23 protein-coding genes are annotated in these 17,815 nt (G+C 31.5%); 5 read left to right on the plus strand and 18 right to left on the minus strand.

The features are described 5' to 3' along the window. Positions 1 to 88: 88 nt before the first annotated feature. The 8 genes from VGE71_RS09420 to VGE71_RS09455 are packed head-to-tail and all read right to left on the minus strand — an operon-like array spanning position 89 to position 7,586. Positions 89 to 643 carry an SMI1/KNR4 family protein gene (locus VGE71_RS09420; RefSeq protein ID WP_331138097.1) on the minus strand — a complete coding sequence of 185 codons (555 nt, stop codon included), beginning with the start codon at positions 641 to 643 and terminating at the stop codon, positions 89 to 91. A gap of 4 nt (positions 644 to 647) precedes the next feature. Then, a complete protein-coding gene (locus VGE71_RS09425; protein ID WP_331138098.1) occupies positions 648 to 1,301 on the minus strand; it encodes a hypothetical protein in 654 nt (217 codons plus the stop codon). Positions 1,302 to 1,335: 34 nt separating this feature from the next. After that, the gene (locus VGE71_RS09430) at positions 1,336 to 3,831 is read right to left on the minus strand and encodes a DUF1963 domain-containing protein (protein ID WP_331138099.1); all 2,496 of its coding nucleotides are present in this window, start codon (positions 3,829 to 3,831) and stop codon (positions 1,336 to 1,338) included. A gap of 42 nt (positions 3,832 to 3,873) precedes the next feature. Then, on the minus strand, positions 3,874 to 4,524 hold the full coding sequence (locus VGE71_RS09435) for an Imm19 family immunity protein (RefSeq protein WP_331138100.1): 651 nt from the start codon (positions 4,522 to 4,524) through the stop codon (positions 3,874 to 3,876). A gap of 33 nt (positions 4,525 to 4,557) precedes the next feature. Then, complete coding sequence (locus VGE71_RS09440) at positions 4,558 to 5,145, minus strand: hypothetical protein (RefSeq protein ID WP_331138101.1); 588 nt, start codon at positions 5,143 to 5,145, stop codon at positions 4,558 to 4,560. Positions 5,146 to 5,150: 5 nt separating this feature from the next. Continuing rightward, positions 5,151 to 5,903 carry a DKNYY domain-containing protein gene (locus tag VGE71_RS09445; protein ID WP_331138102.1) on the minus strand — a complete coding sequence of 251 codons (753 nt, stop codon included), beginning with the start codon at positions 5,901 to 5,903 and terminating at the stop codon, positions 5,151 to 5,153. 10 nt (positions 5,904 to 5,913) lie between these two features. Continuing rightward, positions 5,914 to 6,828 carry a hypothetical protein gene (locus VGE71_RS09450; protein WP_331138103.1) on the minus strand — a complete coding sequence of 305 codons (915 nt, stop codon included), beginning with the start codon at positions 6,826 to 6,828 and terminating at the stop codon, positions 5,914 to 5,916. Positions 6,829 to 6,863: 35 nt separating this feature from the next. Continuing rightward, positions 6,864 to 7,586 carry a DUF1963 domain-containing protein gene (locus tag VGE71_RS09455; protein WP_331138104.1) on the minus strand — a complete coding sequence of 241 codons (723 nt, stop codon included), beginning with the start codon at positions 7,584 to 7,586 and terminating at the stop codon, positions 6,864 to 6,866. Between the two features lie 371 nt (positions 7,587 to 7,957). On the opposite strand from VGE71_RS09455, the gene VGE71_RS09460 reads away from it, so the two are divergent. Continuing rightward, on the plus strand, positions 7,958 to 8,182 hold the full coding sequence (locus VGE71_RS09460) for a hypothetical protein (protein WP_331138105.1): 225 nt from the start codon (positions 7,958 to 7,960) through the stop codon (positions 8,180 to 8,182). A gap of 210 nt (positions 8,183 to 8,392) precedes the next feature. On the opposite strand, the gene tnpA is transcribed toward VGE71_RS09460, so the two are convergent. The 5 genes from tnpA to VGE71_RS09485 all read right to left on the minus strand — a co-directional run bounded on the left by tnpA (position 8,393) and on the right by VGE71_RS09485 (position 12,285). Beyond that, positions 8,393 to 8,854, minus strand: coding sequence for an IS200/IS605 family transposase (gene tnpA / locus VGE71_RS09465; RefSeq protein WP_331138106.1), 462 nt, complete (start codon positions 8,852 to 8,854; stop codon positions 8,393 to 8,395). Between the two features lie 200 nt (positions 8,855 to 9,054). Beyond that, positions 9,055 to 10,410, minus strand: a complete 1,356-nt coding sequence (locus VGE71_RS09470; protein ID WP_331138107.1) for a DUF6138 family protein — start codon at positions 10,408 to 10,410, stop codon at positions 9,055 to 9,057. A 24-nt stretch (positions 10,411 to 10,434) separates the two neighbouring features. Continuing rightward, positions 10,435 to 10,944, minus strand: a complete 510-nt coding sequence (locus tag VGE71_RS09475) for an SMI1/KNR4 family protein (protein WP_331138108.1) — start codon at positions 10,942 to 10,944, stop codon at positions 10,435 to 10,437. A gap of 17 nt (positions 10,945 to 10,961) precedes the next feature. After that, on the minus strand, positions 10,962 to 11,669 hold the full coding sequence (locus tag VGE71_RS09480; RefSeq protein WP_331138109.1) for an SMI1/KNR4 family protein: 708 nt from the start codon (positions 11,667 to 11,669) through the stop codon (positions 10,962 to 10,964). A gap of 19 nt (positions 11,670 to 11,688) precedes the next feature. After that, a complete protein-coding gene (locus tag VGE71_RS09485; protein ID WP_331138110.1) occupies positions 11,689 to 12,285 on the minus strand; it encodes an SMI1/KNR4 family protein in 597 nt (198 codons plus the stop codon). Positions 12,286 to 12,573: 288 nt separating this feature from the next. On the opposite strand from VGE71_RS09485, the gene VGE71_RS09490 reads away from it, so the two are divergent. Next, complete coding sequence (locus VGE71_RS09490; RefSeq protein ID WP_331138111.1) at positions 12,574 to 13,491, plus strand: DsbA family protein; 918 nt, start codon at positions 12,574 to 12,576, stop codon at positions 13,489 to 13,491. Positions 13,492 to 13,639: 148 nt separating this feature from the next. On the opposite strand, the gene VGE71_RS09495 is transcribed toward VGE71_RS09490, so the two are convergent. The 4 genes from VGE71_RS09495 to VGE71_RS09510 all read right to left on the minus strand — a co-directional run bounded on the left by VGE71_RS09495 (position 13,640) and on the right by VGE71_RS09510 (position 16,042). Beyond that, entirely contained in the window at positions 13,640 to 14,059 is a 420-nt protein-coding gene (locus tag VGE71_RS09495; protein ID WP_331138112.1) for an NUDIX domain-containing protein, read from the minus strand. A 90-nt stretch (positions 14,060 to 14,149) separates the two neighbouring features. Then, positions 14,150 to 14,638 carry a hypothetical protein gene (locus VGE71_RS09500; protein WP_331138113.1) on the minus strand — a complete coding sequence of 163 codons (489 nt, stop codon included), beginning with the start codon at positions 14,636 to 14,638 and terminating at the stop codon, positions 14,150 to 14,152. Between the two features lie 193 nt (positions 14,639 to 14,831). Further along, a complete protein-coding gene (locus VGE71_RS09505; protein WP_331138114.1) occupies positions 14,832 to 15,515 on the minus strand; it encodes a hypothetical protein in 684 nt (227 codons plus the stop codon). Between the two features lie 50 nt (positions 15,516 to 15,565). Continuing rightward, a complete protein-coding gene (locus VGE71_RS09510; RefSeq protein WP_331138115.1) occupies positions 15,566 to 16,042 on the minus strand; it encodes a CinA family protein in 477 nt (158 codons plus the stop codon). Positions 16,043 to 16,236: 194 nt separating this feature from the next. Between VGE71_RS09510 and VGE71_RS09515 the strand changes: the two genes are divergently transcribed. The 3 genes from VGE71_RS09515 to VGE71_RS09525 are packed head-to-tail and all read left to right on the plus strand — an operon-like array spanning position 16,237 to position 17,432. Further along, a complete protein-coding gene (locus VGE71_RS09515) occupies positions 16,237 to 16,713 on the plus strand; it encodes a hypothetical protein (RefSeq protein ID WP_331138116.1) in 477 nt (158 codons plus the stop codon). 14 nt (positions 16,714 to 16,727) lie between these two features. Beyond that, positions 16,728 to 17,120 carry a hypothetical protein gene (locus tag VGE71_RS09520; RefSeq protein WP_331138117.1) on the plus strand — a complete coding sequence of 131 codons (393 nt, stop codon included), beginning with the start codon at positions 16,728 to 16,730 and terminating at the stop codon, positions 17,118 to 17,120. A gap of 36 nt (positions 17,121 to 17,156) precedes the next feature. Continuing rightward, positions 17,157 to 17,432 (plus strand): PrgI family protein, encoded by a 276-nt coding sequence (locus tag VGE71_RS09525; protein WP_144219499.1) that lies wholly within the window; start codon positions 17,157 to 17,159, stop codon positions 17,430 to 17,432. Between the two features lie 73 nt (positions 17,433 to 17,505). On the opposite strand, the gene VGE71_RS09530 is transcribed toward VGE71_RS09525, so the two are convergent. After that, the coding region (locus VGE71_RS09530; protein WP_331138118.1) for an STAS/SEC14 domain-containing protein at positions 17,506 to 17,815 on the minus strand (310 nt) is incomplete at its 5' end.

Here is a 17,815-nt window from a genome sequence, read left to right on the forward strand (position 1 = left end):
CTTAAAATTAATTTGTTTCTTACAAATATAAACCAATGACCAATCACATTTTGTTAATAAAAGTTTAATGTAGTAGAATGTATTTAAATTACCTTATAATAAACTCCTTTGGATATCCTTGTATTTTTTCGACTTCGAAATATTCATCAAAAGCTGTAATTTCATTCTTTTCGAAATAATAATTTAATTGTGATAGAAAGGCTTCAAGATTTGGAGCTATAACATTCCTATCATTATCAGCATGCCAAAATTCAATAATTTGTCCAGCGTTTCCTGTGAAAGTGCCTTCGCAATCATAACAAATGTAATCTCCTCCTCCATTATGAAACAAAGGAATCCATTTTGCATTCCACCAATTTTCAATTTCAAAATCAAAACCAATCATTGAGGTATTTTCAGAAGCGATATCAAGAGCTTCATCCAGAGCAATAAACATGGAATTATTTACAAACGATTCAAAATTACTATTTTCCTGTCCGTTTTTCCATTTATAAAGTGCTTTTAGATCTTCTGGTAAAACGATATTGTATTTCTTTTCTAGAGATTCTATAATTGTATCGTTTACCGGTTCTTGCAAGGTTTTATAAAATTCTGATCTTAGAGAAGACAAATTTTGATCTAATTTTTGAAGTGTGTTTTCCATAATTCTAGTTTAACTTTTCAATAACGATTTGAGGTGCATAATGAATTTCATATCCCTTTGCAACTGCTTCATCTACAATTTTAAAATAAGCTGCCCATGTATTCTCTTGATCTGAATATTTTGTAGAAGTTGTTTTGCAAAACACTTCTGTCTCATTTCTGATTTCAAAAATGTCGTATTCTGAATAGTTGGATGGATTCATAAAACAAGAAACGGTTTGAGGTCTCAGTGCATTAATAAATTCATCAAGCGTACAAATCTCTTTTTCCAGTTTATATTTCATCCACTCCGAATCAAAAACATCCTGTACATGAAAAATATGGATTGTGTTACGAATTTTATTGAGAAGAACTATTTCTGTTACTTCATACAGATTTCCAATCTGAATAAATTCATCTGGAACATCTTCCCTAAATTCACTTTCAAAAGTATCAAGTTCATCTTGCCCCGAAAGAAAACGAAATGGTTTTTCAAATTCTTCATCATCTCCTTCCATTAGTAAATTTGAAGGAATCGCTAATAAATTACTTCCGAAAACTTTATATGTATGAAGTTCCCTAAAATCTTCAGGAAAAACTAAAAGATTATTTCCAGTCATATTAGAATCTACTGCAAAAGGTTGCAAAATTTGCTCTAATTGTTCTAATTTATTTTTCATGGTAAAATTATTATTTGAATATTCAAACTAAAGATCAACTAGTTTCCAATCCACAATACACATTTGAAAAATCTTTTTTGGCAAGATCACTTTTATGAATGACAAAATAAATTTCGCCTGCATCCCAAAAACAAAATCCTGGATTATTGTCACTGCTTACACGCAATAATACCATCCATTCTTCTGGTTTTCCTTTCAGTGTATTTACTGCTTCAATTTCAGGCGAATCATGTTGCTTGAAAACATAACTATTAATTCCGTGAGAAGATTTTTCATTAAAAGGCAAAAGTGCTTCATTTAGCGCCTCAGTTTCATCGTATTGCTCTTCTAATTCCTTTAATTCGGGTGCAATGTTTTCGTAATAATGCTCATCATTATAAAATGATGGAAAACTTACACATTTTGCTGAATCAGTTTTAAATGGTTTATAAATACCTCCTTCATCATAGATAAACTCTTCATCAAAATTTAATTCTTTTGCTGATTTTAGATGATCCGTTTCTCCATCATAATAAATGACTTTCGGAGTAAAATCCTCTTGGTCTTTAATAAAGAAATAAAGTATTCCAGTTCGAGGCAAGTAATCCTGTAAATCGGCGATAGAAGTGCAATTAATCTGAGCAATAAACTGATAGCCTTTCTTTTCTTCATCGATTGTTACCGTCGGATACTCTAGATTTAAAGGTAAATCTGGAAGACCTCCAAATCGGGTATTCCCCAATTCATTATAAGAATCTGGAGTTGTAGTAACAAAATTTACTGCATGACGCGCAATTTTAGAAAGTCCATTTTCATATTCCTGAAAATCTGCTTTTTTAATCGCTTTTTGAAGACTTGAATTTAAATCCGAATCATTTCGGGCATAAAATAATTCATCATTATAAGCTATTGTTCCTTTGTTATCTGCTCCTTTATAAGTGTAATCTAACAAAATCATTTTCTTCTCCAACTCTAAATCAAGTCCTGGAATATTCTCAATTCCCGCAGGAAGTGATTTTAGGGGATTATTTCTAATATGGAGTTTTCTAAGATTCTTTAATTGCGTATAGGAACTCGGAATATCGGTAAGCTGGTTTCCCTCTAAATGTAAAACCTCCAAATTTTCAGGTATTGATTTAGGAGCCGATTCTAAACTGCTATTTTCAAGAAAACAAAACTTAAGTTTTGAAAGATACTGAAGCATATAAGGATGAATCCCTTCAACTTTACTTCCCGTTAACAATAGAAATTCTAATTCGCGAAGATCTCCTATCCACTCTGGGAATTTGGTAATTGCAGTAATTCCCCAAAGATATAAACGTTTCAAATTCTTAAAATGTTTAATTGACGCAGGGATTTCCGTAAAAGTTTCTGCTTCTTTACTGTTATTTGAAAACTCAATTGAAAGTGATTCTAAATGAACTAGTGAATGAAGCTCTTCTCTTAATTCAATTGGATCTGGATCTTTTAATTTCAGTTGGCGTACAATTTGGGGTGATGCTTTTTCCAATTCTCTCAACATTGTAAAATCGTACTTTTCCCATCCTAATTCCTGTACTGCTATCTTTTTAGCTAAACTTATCTTATATCTTTTAGGCTCCCATTCATTTACCAAATAACCATTCAGCCCAAACCATCCTTCTGTTAAAGTTACATTACCAGTAAAAGAAAGTGAATATTGGAACCCCCTATCCCATAAATAATGATTGTAACTTTTATCCTTACCTTTTTCAAACGGAATTACTCCAGTAGGTATTCCTGCATTATATATCTGACTAAGAGAAAAATTTAACGCTGCCGCTCCGTTATAAGAATCTACTATGTAACCGTGTTTTTTCTCCTCAAATTCAGGAATAATCCCTTCCAGATTAACGTACAAAGTTCCATTTACAGAGGCACTGCATTCTGGTAAAAACTGTAATTCAATATCATCTATTGTCCAATATTCTTTGCCGTCTGTGGGAATAGAAAATTCTTCTATAACTGGGATTTCTTCTAATTGTTCTTCTTCATCATCATCAAAATTTAATTTTTTTTCTGATTCTGATTCTGTATGATAATAAAAATCAAGTAAAAACTGAGGAAGTTTATTTATTGCTTCTTTAGGATTTCCAAAATATTCAAGACTTTTCCATATTTCTTCAAAAAGAGGTTCATAAAAACTTCTATTTTTTATTTTACAATCGCCTTTAAAAATATAACAAAATTCATCGCTTATTTGGACAATTGCGAAATAATAGAAGAGACCATCGTTTGATTTCAACAACCGAATATTTGATGTATGACCTGCTAATTGAATTTCCTTTTCCTCTATGAGCTCCGTTTCTTGGTCTTCGTGTTTACAAGATTCCCAATAGCGTAAAACAATAGTCTCTCCAGTAAATTCATTAAAAAATGCTACAGGAATAAGTGTTGTCGTTGCATACGACAAATAATCACTCTTGGGCAATTCGTGCGCTGCTCGAATGCTTTCCCAAACCACCTGCATATTGGTGTAAACAGAAGGAATTAAAAGAGAAAATGTTTCGGTTTCAAATTTTTGATTTTCCATAAAAAAAATATTTTGGCTTATATTAATAATTTTAAAAATCAGTTATTCCAGCGTAGTCAGAATTTTATTTAGTGCTATTACATCTTCTTTATAACGCGGATAATCTGTTACATTTCTGATACTATGATTTTGATTGTTAGTTAAACCAATTTTCGGTTTTTCTTCAAATGGAGATTCCATGATTAAACCATTTAAAATGCAATTTGCAATATATTCTGAATGCATTTCAAATTTTGGAATCAAGTTCAGGTGTTTAATTATAAAAGGTTTTAAAATAGCTTTTTGATCTTCTGTTATTCCCGTCATTGGTAAAAAAAGAAGAAATACATTCGGATATTTTTCAAAAGCTAATAATTCTTCCAAAGTAAAAAACCAAGCTTCAAAATGGCCTCCTAAATTTCCAAAGTAAATATCGTTTAGAAAAAAATTGATTTCATATTCTTGAAATTCAATTGTGTAATTCAAGTTGGCATTTAGCTCTTCTGTAATGTATCTTGGGTTTTCTTCTATATCTTCTTCATTTAGAAACAATCTTTCCCATTCGTAAGCTTTCGTTTCATCTGTTTCGACAACTTCGAGAACCTCATCAATATTGAGTTCTTTCTGGTCATCAAAACCTCTTGACCAGCAGAAATAATATTTCCAAAAAAAAGTGTTATTGTTGAGTTCTTCTATTTGTATTTCTTTATTCATGTTATTTGCTCTTATTTCAAATAGTTGAAAGGTCTAAAATTCTATTCTAAACGGATACGTAAAATCAGCGGTAAAATCTGGTTTTTCTTCCGAAGGCTTTATAAGAAATTCAAAAGTCGGTTCCATGTCTTCTACCTCCTCTATTTCTCCAGATTCTGTTTTGATTTCCAGCGTTTGTTTGGTTAAACCAGCTAAAATCGAAACACTGTAAAAACCATTTGGAAGTTCTATGGTCGCATGTTTGTACTTTTTCAATAAATCGACTTTCTCTTTTGTAAAATTTCTTAAATACGGAATGGTATATAAATAAATTCTTCCGTTTACAACCGTTAAACAATATCCGTCACGCTTGTGCTGGAGTTCGTTACCAGGTTTTAATAATTCAGGAACATCATCTGAAAGATTAAAATAAACAGTATAGGGATAATTTTCTATTCCGATCATGGGTACAATCACGCCTTCTTCTACCACTTGATCTCCTGTTTCTTCTGTCGTAAATTCCGTTAGAAGGTCATCTGGTAAATCATTTTCGATTTTATATTGCATTAAACAATCTACATCTCCCAGAATGAAATAATCCATAAGATCGTTTAAAACTTCATCAAATTTATGTATCGCCATAATGTTTATAATTTGGTTCTTTTACCCATATAATAGCTATATTCTTTATCAAAAGCATAACCTCTTTCATCAATTACTTTAAAATGAAAATCGTTCAAACTTTTAGTTTTAATCACTTTTACCTCATCGCTGATTGTCCTGATAAAATAGGCATACTGATTATCTTTGGCATAAAAAGCATTATCACATTCCAGATAATAAGTTCCATCTAAACATCCTTCCAAAACTTTAAACGTCTTTGAATTCGCTTCTGGAACTATTTTTCCTTTAAAGAAAACATGATCTTTATCCTGAGCCAAATTCTCGATTAATTCTGGATGAGGAATCACAAAAGATTCCAAATCGACATTTTCAATCAGTTTGACATCTGCAAAATATAATTTGTCTTCTACCTGAATATGATAATCATTAAGATGCCTTGCTTTACTCAAGTCAAAAGGCATTTTATCATCATGACGGAAATAATTTCCATTTGAAAAAGAATATCCTTTCTTACTATCTATTATTTTAAAATCGTCTGGTTTTGCGTCTTCTATAATAGTAAAACTGGTAAAAGCACTTTGAATGTAAACATGGTTTTTATCTGTAAAATAAATTGTCGAAGCAAAACCATCTCTGTCGTGCTCTTCGTTTGTTGCAGCGATCTTAAAAGTTTCAAAATCTATTGTTTTATAGAATTTTTTAAACACTTCACTTTCGTAACACAAAATAAATTTGTTGTCAATGATTTTATAACCGTGTCCTAAATCTTTAATCATATTACATGTTTTATCTTATTATCTCCAATTCATCAGAGTTTTTAGGTTTATGCAAATAAATAGTATGCACTTTTGGCATTGCATTTTTGGCAGTTTTTGAAATTAAAGGAGAATAACCAAAAGTTGTTATGTCTTTGCAGCTTAAGGTTACAATTTTTCCATTTGCATAAAATTTCATTTCAGCATTTTCGCAAGGGTAAATAAAATTGCGTTCTTCGATTGCATATTGAACTATTTCTTTAGACAAATCTTTTTCAAAATCTGGCTCAAACCACGGTTTCGATAATGCTTCTTCGTGTATACTTGTTTTTAATAATTTTAGATATTCTTGCTGCTTTTTTGAGGCTAAAACATTCTTGAAATTCTCATAAAAAGAATCGACCTGTTTTCGTAAATCAGGATCATTTCTTAAGTCTTTGCTTTCAGTCCAACCGATTATTTTCCAATTAATATCTTTTCCATCAACATTAAAAGATGTTTTAAATTCATGAAAAGAGCCATCAGATTCTATTTTTGGAGTCTCAAAAGATAAAACTTCCCATTCTGTTTGAATTCCTTTTTCTCTTGCTTCTGCTAAATCCAAAATAGACAATGGTTCTTTATTCTTCTTTATAGCAATTTTTACTTTAGCCATCTTACTTACTGTTGCCTCAAAAGATGTTTCAGTTTTCTTTTGCGGATAAATTCTAATGGTAATTTCTTGTTTTCCCGAATTCAGAATATATTGGTTCAATTCTTTTTTCAAAGAAAATCCGTTACTTAAACCAAAGCTAGTCGCTACAGGCATGTCATTTAGCAATATTTCGTACGAGCAGCCCTGATTTTCATATTTTAAAGTAAACATCATTCCTTTTTTTGTCTGAGCAGTTATCTGAATACTTGTGAAAAGCAATAAAAACATGACAATTAAATAGTATTTTTTCATTCTTTTTGTAATGCTAAAATTTCATATTATTGTTGTTATGATTGCCCCCAATGAAATTCACAGTTAGTAAAATTTAGCGCTTTTAAATCGTCTTTATCAATTAAAACACTAAAAACACCTTCGTCATTAAATCCGTTTTCGCCAATCTGTAAAAGCACAACTTTATCCGAATTTACTACATCCAAAATTTGTTCTTCCTGTGCCTGACAATGTGTAAATATTCCGAAGATTTTGGAAGTTTCACTTCCTGCAAAGAAATCCCATAAAAGTCCATCTTCGTTGGCATCATCTTCCTCATATTCATCTTCTGGATCACGGTAACGACTTGAAAGTTTTTCAGTATTTGCAAAAACTTCTTTTATTAACACACCTTCAAAAAAATTATCATCGTGATCTTTTTCAACTCTTACCAATTCGTTGTTGTCAATATCAGCATAAAAGACCAGACCTCGATCTTCTATAATATCAGCAAAAAAGAAAAGATGTCCCGTTTTTGGCAAAAGTTCCGATTTATCATGCGGCGCAATTTGCTTTAGATCAAGCTGACCTGCAAAACGCAAATCATCTGGATATAGAAAATCTTTTGGAAGATCAGCAATTGGTCCTGCATAACGCGAATGTCCAAGCGGAATATCGATTGTAGATGCTTTTACCAGTAATCCATCCTCCAATAATATATCTGGCATTTCTATACTATCACCATAATAATGTTTTGTTCCGGGACGTAATTCAATAATGTCAAATGTTTCCTGTTTCATTTGGTTTTATTTTTTATTTAAATGAATATAATTTGGTACCAACAAAATGTTATTACGAAACATTTTACCGATTTATTTTTTTTTCTACCGACCAAACGTTCCGATGGAACGTAAAATCATCAACGATTATTTTTTTGCTACCGACCAAACGTTCCGATGGAACGCAAAATCGCCAACGACTATTTTTTTTGCTACCGACCAAACGTTCCGATGGAACGTAAAAACCGCTAACGATCATTTCTTTGTTACCGACCAAACGTTCCGATGCAACGTAAAATCGTCAAACGATTATTTTTTTGCTACCGACCAAACGTTCCGATGGAATGTAAAATCGTCAACAATTATTTTTTTGCTACCGACCAAACGTTCCGATGGAACGCAAAATCGCCAACGACTATTTCTTTGCTACCGACAAAACGTTCCGATGGAACGTAAAAACCGCTAACGATCATTTCTTTGCTACCGACAAAACGTTCCGATGGAACGTAAAAACCACTAACGATCATTTCTTTGCTACCGACAAAACGTTCCGATGGAATGTAAAACCGCCAACTATTATTTTTTTGCTATTGACCAAACGTTCCGATGGAACGTAAAATCGCCAACGACTATTTCTTTGCTATCGACCAAACGTTCCGATGGAATGTAAAATCGCCAACGATTATTTCTTTGCTACCGACCAAACGTTCCGATGGAACGTAAACATATCATAAATGTTCCAGCGGAACATTTCGTCGGTAACACTAATAATATCCTTCCAGCATATTGTTCCGTAGGAACATTTGACATATCACCGAATATCTACGCTACTCCATCGGTTCCGTAAAAATATATTTCAAATCATAATCGATCTCAAACACTTTCAACATCTCTTGATATTCTTCTAAAAATGTTTTCTTCTTATGATGTTCTTCCTGATTTTCTATATAACGAATTACATTGGAAACATGGCTTCTTGAATATGAAAAAGCTCCATAACCTTCCTGCCAAGCAAAATTTAAACACAAATTTTGATCCTTAATCCATTTGCTTGTTTCTGTTTTTACATTCTGAATCAAGGAAGAAATAGATTGATTTGGACGCATCCCAATAAATATATGAATATGATCTGGCATACTATTTATACACAACATTTTATGTTGATTAGATTGAATAATTCCAGTTATATATTGATGTAATCTTTCCTTCCATTCTTTTGCAATTAATGCTTTTCTGTATTTTACTGCAAAAACAAACTGTATATGCAATTGTGTGTACGTGTTTGCCATTCTATGTCATCATCCAAACGTTCCTACGGAACGTAAATCCATTCATCATCATTTTTTTTCTACCAACGAGATGTTCCTAACGGAACATTTTTTTGATCTAATCAATGTTATGTTTAAGAACATCACTTTCTTGACATCAATAATTCTAACCTTTTTTCATTCAGTAATCTTATATTGATTTCCTTGCAGTTTTGGCTATATTAATTTTGTTCATTCATTTGCAATTTCTCAAATATTAATTTTCCTTCATTACTAAGCATTTTTCCAATTTTAGAAAAATTTTCCATTTGTCCAAACGTCGTATACATCACACCTTCCCAATAATAATCTGCCATTTCTTGAGCTTCGCTTTCATCTAAAAAATCTTTCATATTTTCTTCAGTAAAATAATACTTCGCAAAATTCTCCTTGCTTTCTAACAGCAGTTTTAAACTATTTTCATTCGAGAAGTAGGAAGCAAATACTTTGTTATGCGGATGTTCCTGCATTGATAAAATCGCACTGATATAGACTTTTATCGATTTCTCGTTGATACCAAATTTTTCTAGAAACACTGACGTAAATTTCTGTTGAATGGATTGATGTTCTTCATCTACAGTTTGATAGTAATCAATCAACGTATCAAAATATTTTTCATCTTGTAATCCTAAAGCCAAAACAGCAAAAGTAGAAGGCATCGCACAATTTTCAGCTTCAAGATTCGTATACCATTGGTATTCTTTTTTAGCAAGACTTATGTATTCTAAAATACTTTTATGAAGATTTTGATATTTTACTGCGCCAGCAAAAAGGTAATTTTGTCCACATTTTGGAAGTCCTTTTATTGGTAGCAATTCTTTTCCTTTGGATGAAAAACTAATTTCGAAACTTTTAGGAAAATCTGTCTGCAGCAATTTATTGATAAAAGTTAAAGCTTTACTATAACTTTCTTCGTTATCATTTGCCAGTTTTATATTTATTGTAGCAAAAACATCATTAGCTTTGGCTGTTAAATCATTGTCTTTGTATTCGATGAGTTCTTTTGGCAGTTTGCCTGTTCCGTTTTTCTTTAATTCTGCTACTTCATTAGAACCTAATTCGGTTACCATATCAAAATATCGGTTTGCGGTAACAGATTCGTAACTTGCTCCGTATTTTATATGACAAACTGCTACATAACAAACAAAAGATAAAATCTCTTTTTCTTCTTCAGATATCGAGATTTCTGAGTTTGTTTTTTTGGTCATAATTTCTTCCCAATATTCTTTTTTTACATCAAAAAACTTGTTCGTTACATGCTCCTTGATCCATTCTCCGATGGTATAACTGATTTCCTTAAAACTGCTCAGTTTTCTTAATTTTTCAAAAAATTCAACATACAGTTCTTTTGAAAATTGTCTTGTCTGAAAAAAGTATTTTATTACAGAACTATTTAAAAATCGTTCACCCGAATCCAGTTCATACGGATTTGGATAATCTTTGGCTATTTTAACTGTGTTATTATTAATCGCTTCAATAAATTTCTCTAAAAGCGCTTCGTTTCCTTCTATTTTTACTAAATAGTTTAGTTCTCTCATTTTTTTCTTTTACGGCTGAACTAGTTAATCCAGCACATCTTCAATATTGTTTGTATTATTTAAAACCTCTTCTAATGTATTACCGAGAAATCCCCAGCAGTCATCGTCGTAACCTATATTTCCTGAAGAAACAACAAGAATCGAAGGTGTTTGTTCTTTCCTAAAATCGTATACATAAAACTTTCCTCCGCCATTTAAAGCTATTGGAAGAAATTCGGGTGCCCAAAACGGAAAACCATACGCGATATACATTTCGCGAATGTCTGTCATCGAAAAATATCCAAATTCACGATCGCCGTTTAAAATCCCGCCTCCATTACAATATCTTAAAAGTTCTACATATTCTTCGGGAATTTTAATCTCTTTTGGAATCTCAATAATATCTGGAGCCATCCCTTCTGGGTATAAATTCCTGATCTTGTTTAATGTCTCTAATTCTGTTTCTGAATACGGTTTTGTAAATAAATCTTCTGGAATTGGTTCTGTTAATCCTGGTTGTTTGTCGAAAAACTCAAATTTATCAAACCACATCATTATTTGTTTTAATTGAATTAATCTTCATTCTCTTCATCTTCATAATATTCTTCGTCGTCGTCATATGAAAGATAAGACCAATCAATGTCTATTACATCCAAAATTGAATCAAAACGTTCTTGATCGCTGGTTCCAATAAAAGCAGCTGTACAATTGTTATTTTTATCGAATGATAAACTAATTACATCATAAAAATCATCAGTATATATTTTTTGATTGTCTCTGCTGATTTCGGGTACCAAAATCCATTTTTCCTGAACTTTTTTGACCATTTCAGCGTCTATTTCTCCTATGAAATTTCCATTGTATTGCAATCCTCCGAAAGTTCCGTTATAAATAGCCATCATTAAAAAGAAGTCTTCTGTTGTCTGGGTTTCAATTTCCCAATCTGATTTTTCAATCGTATCATAATTGCCATAAACGGGTGGATTGTCTTTAACCAAATCTTCTTTTTTGATTCCCCAGATTACTACATTTTGATTTTCTTCATAAAAAACTAAAAAATCATCGTCTGAAAATTCAATTTCATCATCAGGTTTTAAAAGGCGGTTATAAACGTAATTTAGGTTTTCTTCTTTTCCTAATTCTTGGTAATACTCTTTAAATTTTACGGGTAATTTTACCTCTAATTGTTTTTCAAGAGCAATCATTTCTTCGTTAGAAAATCCGTAATTTTCTGTCTCAGATAGTTTGTAAAGGCGTTTTATCTTTTGTATGTAATTCATTTTATCTATTTATATAGAATTAATACCTCCATTTTTTAACTGTTTTTTCTCCCAGAAGTTCAATTACAACTTCTTCTGTCCAATGATCAGCTTTATTATCTGAAGCTAAATCTGCCTGTGCAAAAATTAGACAGCCTTTTAGGTAATCATCAACAGAATTGAATATTTTGGTTAGATAAGGCGTTTCATCGTGATCGTAATAATAAATTTCTTTTGTCTCGCTGTGAAAACAAAACATATTGCCATTACCTAAATAATCGCTAAACGAAATCAAATAAGGTAATACTAACTTATCTTCATCTGAAAAATCAGGACCATATTGAGGTGCATCGGCCCAGATATCTTTAATCCAGTCTATTTCTGGAAAATCTTGAAGTTGTTCGCCAATATCCGCAATTCCGAATGTTTCGTAAAATAATTTTAGGTTTTCTGGTAAGGTAGTTCCCAATTTTGTTTCGAGAGCCAGAATCTCTTCTTTTGAAACAGGCTTTTTTAAATCGTCTCCAAAATTATCAGCAATAGCTTCAATAATTTTTTGAGTATTGACTTTCCAATTCTCCTCTCCGATTTGGTTAAACGGAATCAGAATATATTCTTTCTTCTCTATATCAATCATAACTTCGGCATATATATTTTACAAAAATGTGAAAATACGCAAATCTTTGTAAGATTGCAATTACTTTATGATTGATCCATATGATTTTTGAATAAAATGATGATTACTTAAAATTAGAATTATTCTCTAGTCACATTTTTTTGACTAATTGACTCACGTAGAAATTCGAATGACCTTTGTAAAACAAAAAGTCCGAGAGTAAATTTTAAAAACATTTTCATGAAAATACTGTCGTTGTTATTAATCCTGATTTGCAGTGTGAGCTGTCAATCACAAACTAATTCAAAAATGAACGAGAACACAACAAATCCGTTATTATGCGATCCTGAAACGGGAATGTGCGAAATGCCAGTTGGTGAAAAATCAAACGAAACTGTCTCTATTCCAACAGAAAATAAACCGGTTAAAATCATTTATTATACAGATCCGATTTGTTCTTCATGCTGGGGAATCGAACCTCAACTTAGAAAATTAAAACTAGAATACGGCGATTATTTTGAAATCGATTACCGAATGGGCGGTTTATTACCTAATTGGAGTTATAATAGTGGCGGAATCAGCAAACCATCAGATGTAGCACATCATTGGGATGAAGCAAGTTTGTATTACGAAATGCCAATTGATGGTAATGTATGGATTGAAGATCCGCTGGATTCTTCTAATCCTTCTTGTATTGCTATGAAAGCAGCACAAATTCAGAGTAAAGAAAAAGCGGTAAAATTTATGCGAATCTTGAGAGAAGGTTTGTATTTGGATAAAAAGAATATTGCGAAATGGGAAAATATCGTCGAAGCTGCAAAACTAGCAAATTTAGATGTTCAGAAACTGAAAACAGATTATGAGGGCGATGCAAAAAAACTTTTTGAGGAAGATTTAAAACTCGGAAAATCACTTGGAGTGAGAGGATTTCCAACTTTATTTTTCTCTGATGGAAATAACAATCAATTGACCGTTTATGGTTCAAAACCTTATGCTTCTTATGAAAATGCATTATCAGCCATTTTTCCTGACGCTAAAAAGAAAAACATTCCAAATACAAATCCGTTGGCTTTGTTTGATACTTTCACAACACTAGCTCCCAAAGAATATGCAGTGATTTTGGATATTTCTAATGAACAGGCAAAAGACATTCTGGAAAAACTACATAAAGAAGGAAAATTGGAGAAAAAGACCATTAAAAATGGTTCGATTTATATTAAAAAGTAATTAAAAGTCCTAATTACAAAAAGTTCCCTGTGGACGTTTGATTAACATTTCTATGTCTTTAGTCAAACGTTCCTACGGAACGTAAAAAAACCTGACTTATTCTGGTTTTTACCGACGAAATGTTCCTAACGGAACATAAGTATTTGCTTTAAATTTTGATTCTTTCTCTATATTTTGCAAGAGCTATTTTATCAATTGGTAAAACAAAAGGATTTTCGTTAGCATCAATCCATTCAAATCTTTCAATATCAGGAGTACTGATGGCCATTTCTTCGATGTTGTTGATTTTGACTATATAATAAATCAAAAGCAATTGTCTGCCGTCATCTACAATTGATTCAACGAAATGTTCTTGTGTATATAAATGTTCGACAATTTCGATTTTGACATTCAGTTCTTCTAAAAATTCTCTGTGAAGACAGTCTAATATTCCTTCTCCAAATTCGACACCGCCACCTGGAAGTTTGCAGTAGATTTTTCCTTTGTGATATTCGTAAAGAGCTAAGATTTTATTATTATTTTCACAGATTGCGTATGTTCTAACGCTAAAATTATTGAGGGGTTTCATAAAAAGTCAATCAAATTCCTGAGATGCAAATTTAACCAAATAAAAAGCCGTAAAAAATTAACTTTACGACTTTTTTATTTGGTAAAAATTCTATTCTATAAACTCAGAATCTTCTAAATTTTCAACACTAAATGGTTTGTCATTTTTAAAATTTACTCCAATCCCATAAGGATAACAAATGTCAAATTTACCTTCTGCAAATCTAATCATCCACTCATCTGCTCCTTCTGTAAAATTTAATTCGGGTAAATCTATAGGAAAATTGCGAAAATCTAAATCTAAAAAAATGTATTCGTTTTCTTTTATTTTATATTCTTCTTTTTCATTAGTCAAAACCTTCTTAACAAAAAGTATTGCCGACTCTAAATAGCTATTAATATTTAAAACTACCTCTTCAACAAATTCAATCATACCTTTTGAAATTTCAGGCTTTTTGGTAAAAATACTAATAGGTATTTTTTCAGGAAAAATACAATCTTTAATTTCTACCTCACAAAACCAATGAAAATCATTTTGAGGTCCCTTACCCATTTTTAATTCTCCAAATTTTGATTTAATTTTTTTTTCTTCAAGATTCATTGCAACCGATTTAAAAACAGATGCAAATATATAATTTTAACAAAATAATTCTTCTTTTTAAACGCTCTGAAAATAAAATATATTCCTAATGTCTTTAATCAAACGTTCCTACAGAACGTAAAAATCCGACTAATCCTGATTTTTACTACCGACGAAATGTTCCTACGGAACATTATTTTTTGAAACATCAAAATTAGACTTGAAATAACTTTAAAATTTTATCTGCTTCTTCTTTAAACTGTTTTTGATATTTGACTCTTACAGCACTTTTTCCAATATTGTCAAAGTACACCCATCCTCCTATTTTCTGGATTATATACTTTGGCTGAACTTCTGTATTATACGATTTATCAAAAGAAATCGTATTTAAAAAAATAGATTGAACAGTATCAAATAAAACTTTATCTAAGAAACCGTCTTTAACAAAACTTATATATTCTTGTTCAAAATTATGAGCGGGATCAAAATACAGTTCATTTCTGAAATTGTATTTAGTATCATAATAGTTTATTACATTCTCGAAGTTTTCGAAATAAACAACTTCATCTAAATGACGTGGTAAAATAACAATTGGGGTTTCGGTATTATCAATTGCTGTAATGATATCTCCATCGATTGTTGTAGAAATGGTTAGCGAATTGAGTAATAATTGTTCTTCTTTTTCGGATAAGTTCCAAAAATCCATATAATCTCCAAAATTAGATCGAATGTAATCCTCGTCTGGTTTTTGAATCATTAGTAACTCATTGATAGAACCTGTACCGTAAATTGATAAAAACGTTGTATAATCAACAGGTAAAGATGCAAGTTTTTCGTAATCGTCAATTTCAATTTTAGTTAATGGTTTTAATTCTCCAATACGATATAGATTCTTCATAAATAACCTCTTAAAGTCTAATTACACAAAGCTATAAATTTACATTTTTTCTACTTAATTTCATGTAAAATCATTTCAGCAACAGCATTAATCGCTTGATCGATTATAGTTTCGGCATTTCCTTTAAATTCAAAACGTTCGGCTACTTCCTTATTTGGAAAAATGATATGAATAAAAATAGTTCCGACTGGTTTTTCTTCATTTTCACTTCCGCCAGGCGTGGTCAAACCAGTTAAACCAACGCAAATATCAGACTGAACATATCGTGAAAAATGCTGTGCCATAAGTTGCGTCACTTCGGCAGATTCTGCGCTGTATTTTTCAATTGTTCCCCACGGAATCTGTAGTAAATCTTCTTTCATGGAAGAATGATAGCAAATAATTCCGCCCATTAAAATTTTACCTGAATTCATTACAGTCGAAAATTCATAACACATTTTTCCTGCAGAAGCGCTTTCTGCAAAAGATATCGTTAAATTTTGCTCTATTAAAGCCTGACAACACTTCGTAACCTTATCCAATGCCATATAATTTTCATTTAATTTCTTAACTTTATGTAATCAAATTTAGAATGTTTAACGGTCATCAATTTACATAATTTCTTACAACACTTACAATTTAAGTAACTGTTAATTATGCAACTATAATAAGTATTGTTATAAGAAAAAACAGGTAATGGCTTGGTAAATTTGTAAAAATACAAACTTTAAAAAGCATGATTATGGAAAAGCGTCACGAACATGATTACGGACAATTTGATCCGGATCATATAGATCAAAATACTCTTGTTGATGGTACATATTCTGTTGAAGATGAATATAAACAAGAGCTGAAAAAACACAATAACAAGGAATTTGGCGAAAGCGACCCTGATTATTACGAACAAAAAACTCTTATTGATAACGATAATTATGCAAGAGATGAAGATCCTTATCAATATCAGGAAGAATTTGTTGAAGATTTATCGCATCCAAAACAAGATTTTGAAAAGCATTCAAATGTAAGAGCAGAGAACATTCCAAATCAGGAAAGGGTGATAAATGAAGATGATGCCATTACAAACGACGATACCGAAAATGATCTAAACGACGATTATGATCCCGATTTAGATGAAGAAAAAGATCGCGATTTAGATGAGGACGAAGAACTTGATGATTTTGATGCCGAGCATTATCCTGAAAATCATCCAAGAGAATAATCTGAAATTAAAACATGGAAATTGTAACACAAATCATCTGGCTTTTTGTTTTGGCTGTGCCTATTGCGTGCATTAGCTGGACTGTTACGCACGAAGAAATTTTTAGAGAACCTCACGAATGGTGTGTCAGACATTCCAAAAATGACAGGTTTTTATTGTCACGAAAATTTTTCTATCTGCTAACTTGCGAATATTGCTTTAGCCACTACGTTACAATTGCCTTTTTGATTCTTTGCGATTATAAACTTTTGTTAAATGATTGGAGAGGCTATATTTTGGCAGGGTTTTCTCTGGTTTTTGTAGCAAATGTATACATGAGTCTTTTTGCTTTATTGCGTCAGGCTATTAAAAAAGAAAAGGTTGAAATCGAGAAAATCGAGAGTGAAACTGAAATAGAAAAACAATAAGAATTACAATAATTAACAACTAAATAAATTAACATTATGGACAATTTAAATTTCATAGACCCATTATTACACGGAATCACTCCTGAGTCAAAGAAATCACTTAATCTTTCTGTAAAACAAATGGTTTTTGCCGGCGTTGGAGCTCTTGTTGCTTCGGCGGTTCTTAAAAAAACAGGGCATCCAAAAGCCAGTGCAGTTGTCGGAAGTATCGCTTTACCAATTTTAGCATCTGCTTGTTATAAAAAATACAGTGAAGTAGCTAAAGAAAAAATTGATGCTAAATCAAGCAGCGGTATCGAATACAATCACTAATAATCAGTATCAAATCATAAAAAAAGAGCATTCAGATTTTGAATGCTCTTTTTTGTTATCTTCTTGAGATACTTTACGAAATGTTTCCTTCTACCCAATTTAAAGCTTTATTAAACTCTACTTTTTTATAGCCTCGAAATTCACCAGGAACTATAAAACTAAATCCGTTGGTAAACGATATTATTTCATCTGTATCTGTTACAATTGCTGCTCTGTTCCACTTTCCGAGATGTTTTAATCCTAAAAGAGCATCCTGAATCCAAGCTCCTGCTGTAAAATTCTCAATATCTGTATCTAAGACCAACAAAAAATTGATTTCGTTTGTTTGTTTAACCAAATGTTCAACTGCAGGAATTACTGCTGTCAAAAAATCATCTTTTGTT

Source organism: Flavobacterium sp. (assembly GCF_036405015.1).
GTDB lineage: Bacteria > Bacteroidota > Bacteroidia > Flavobacteriales > Flavobacteriaceae > Flavobacterium.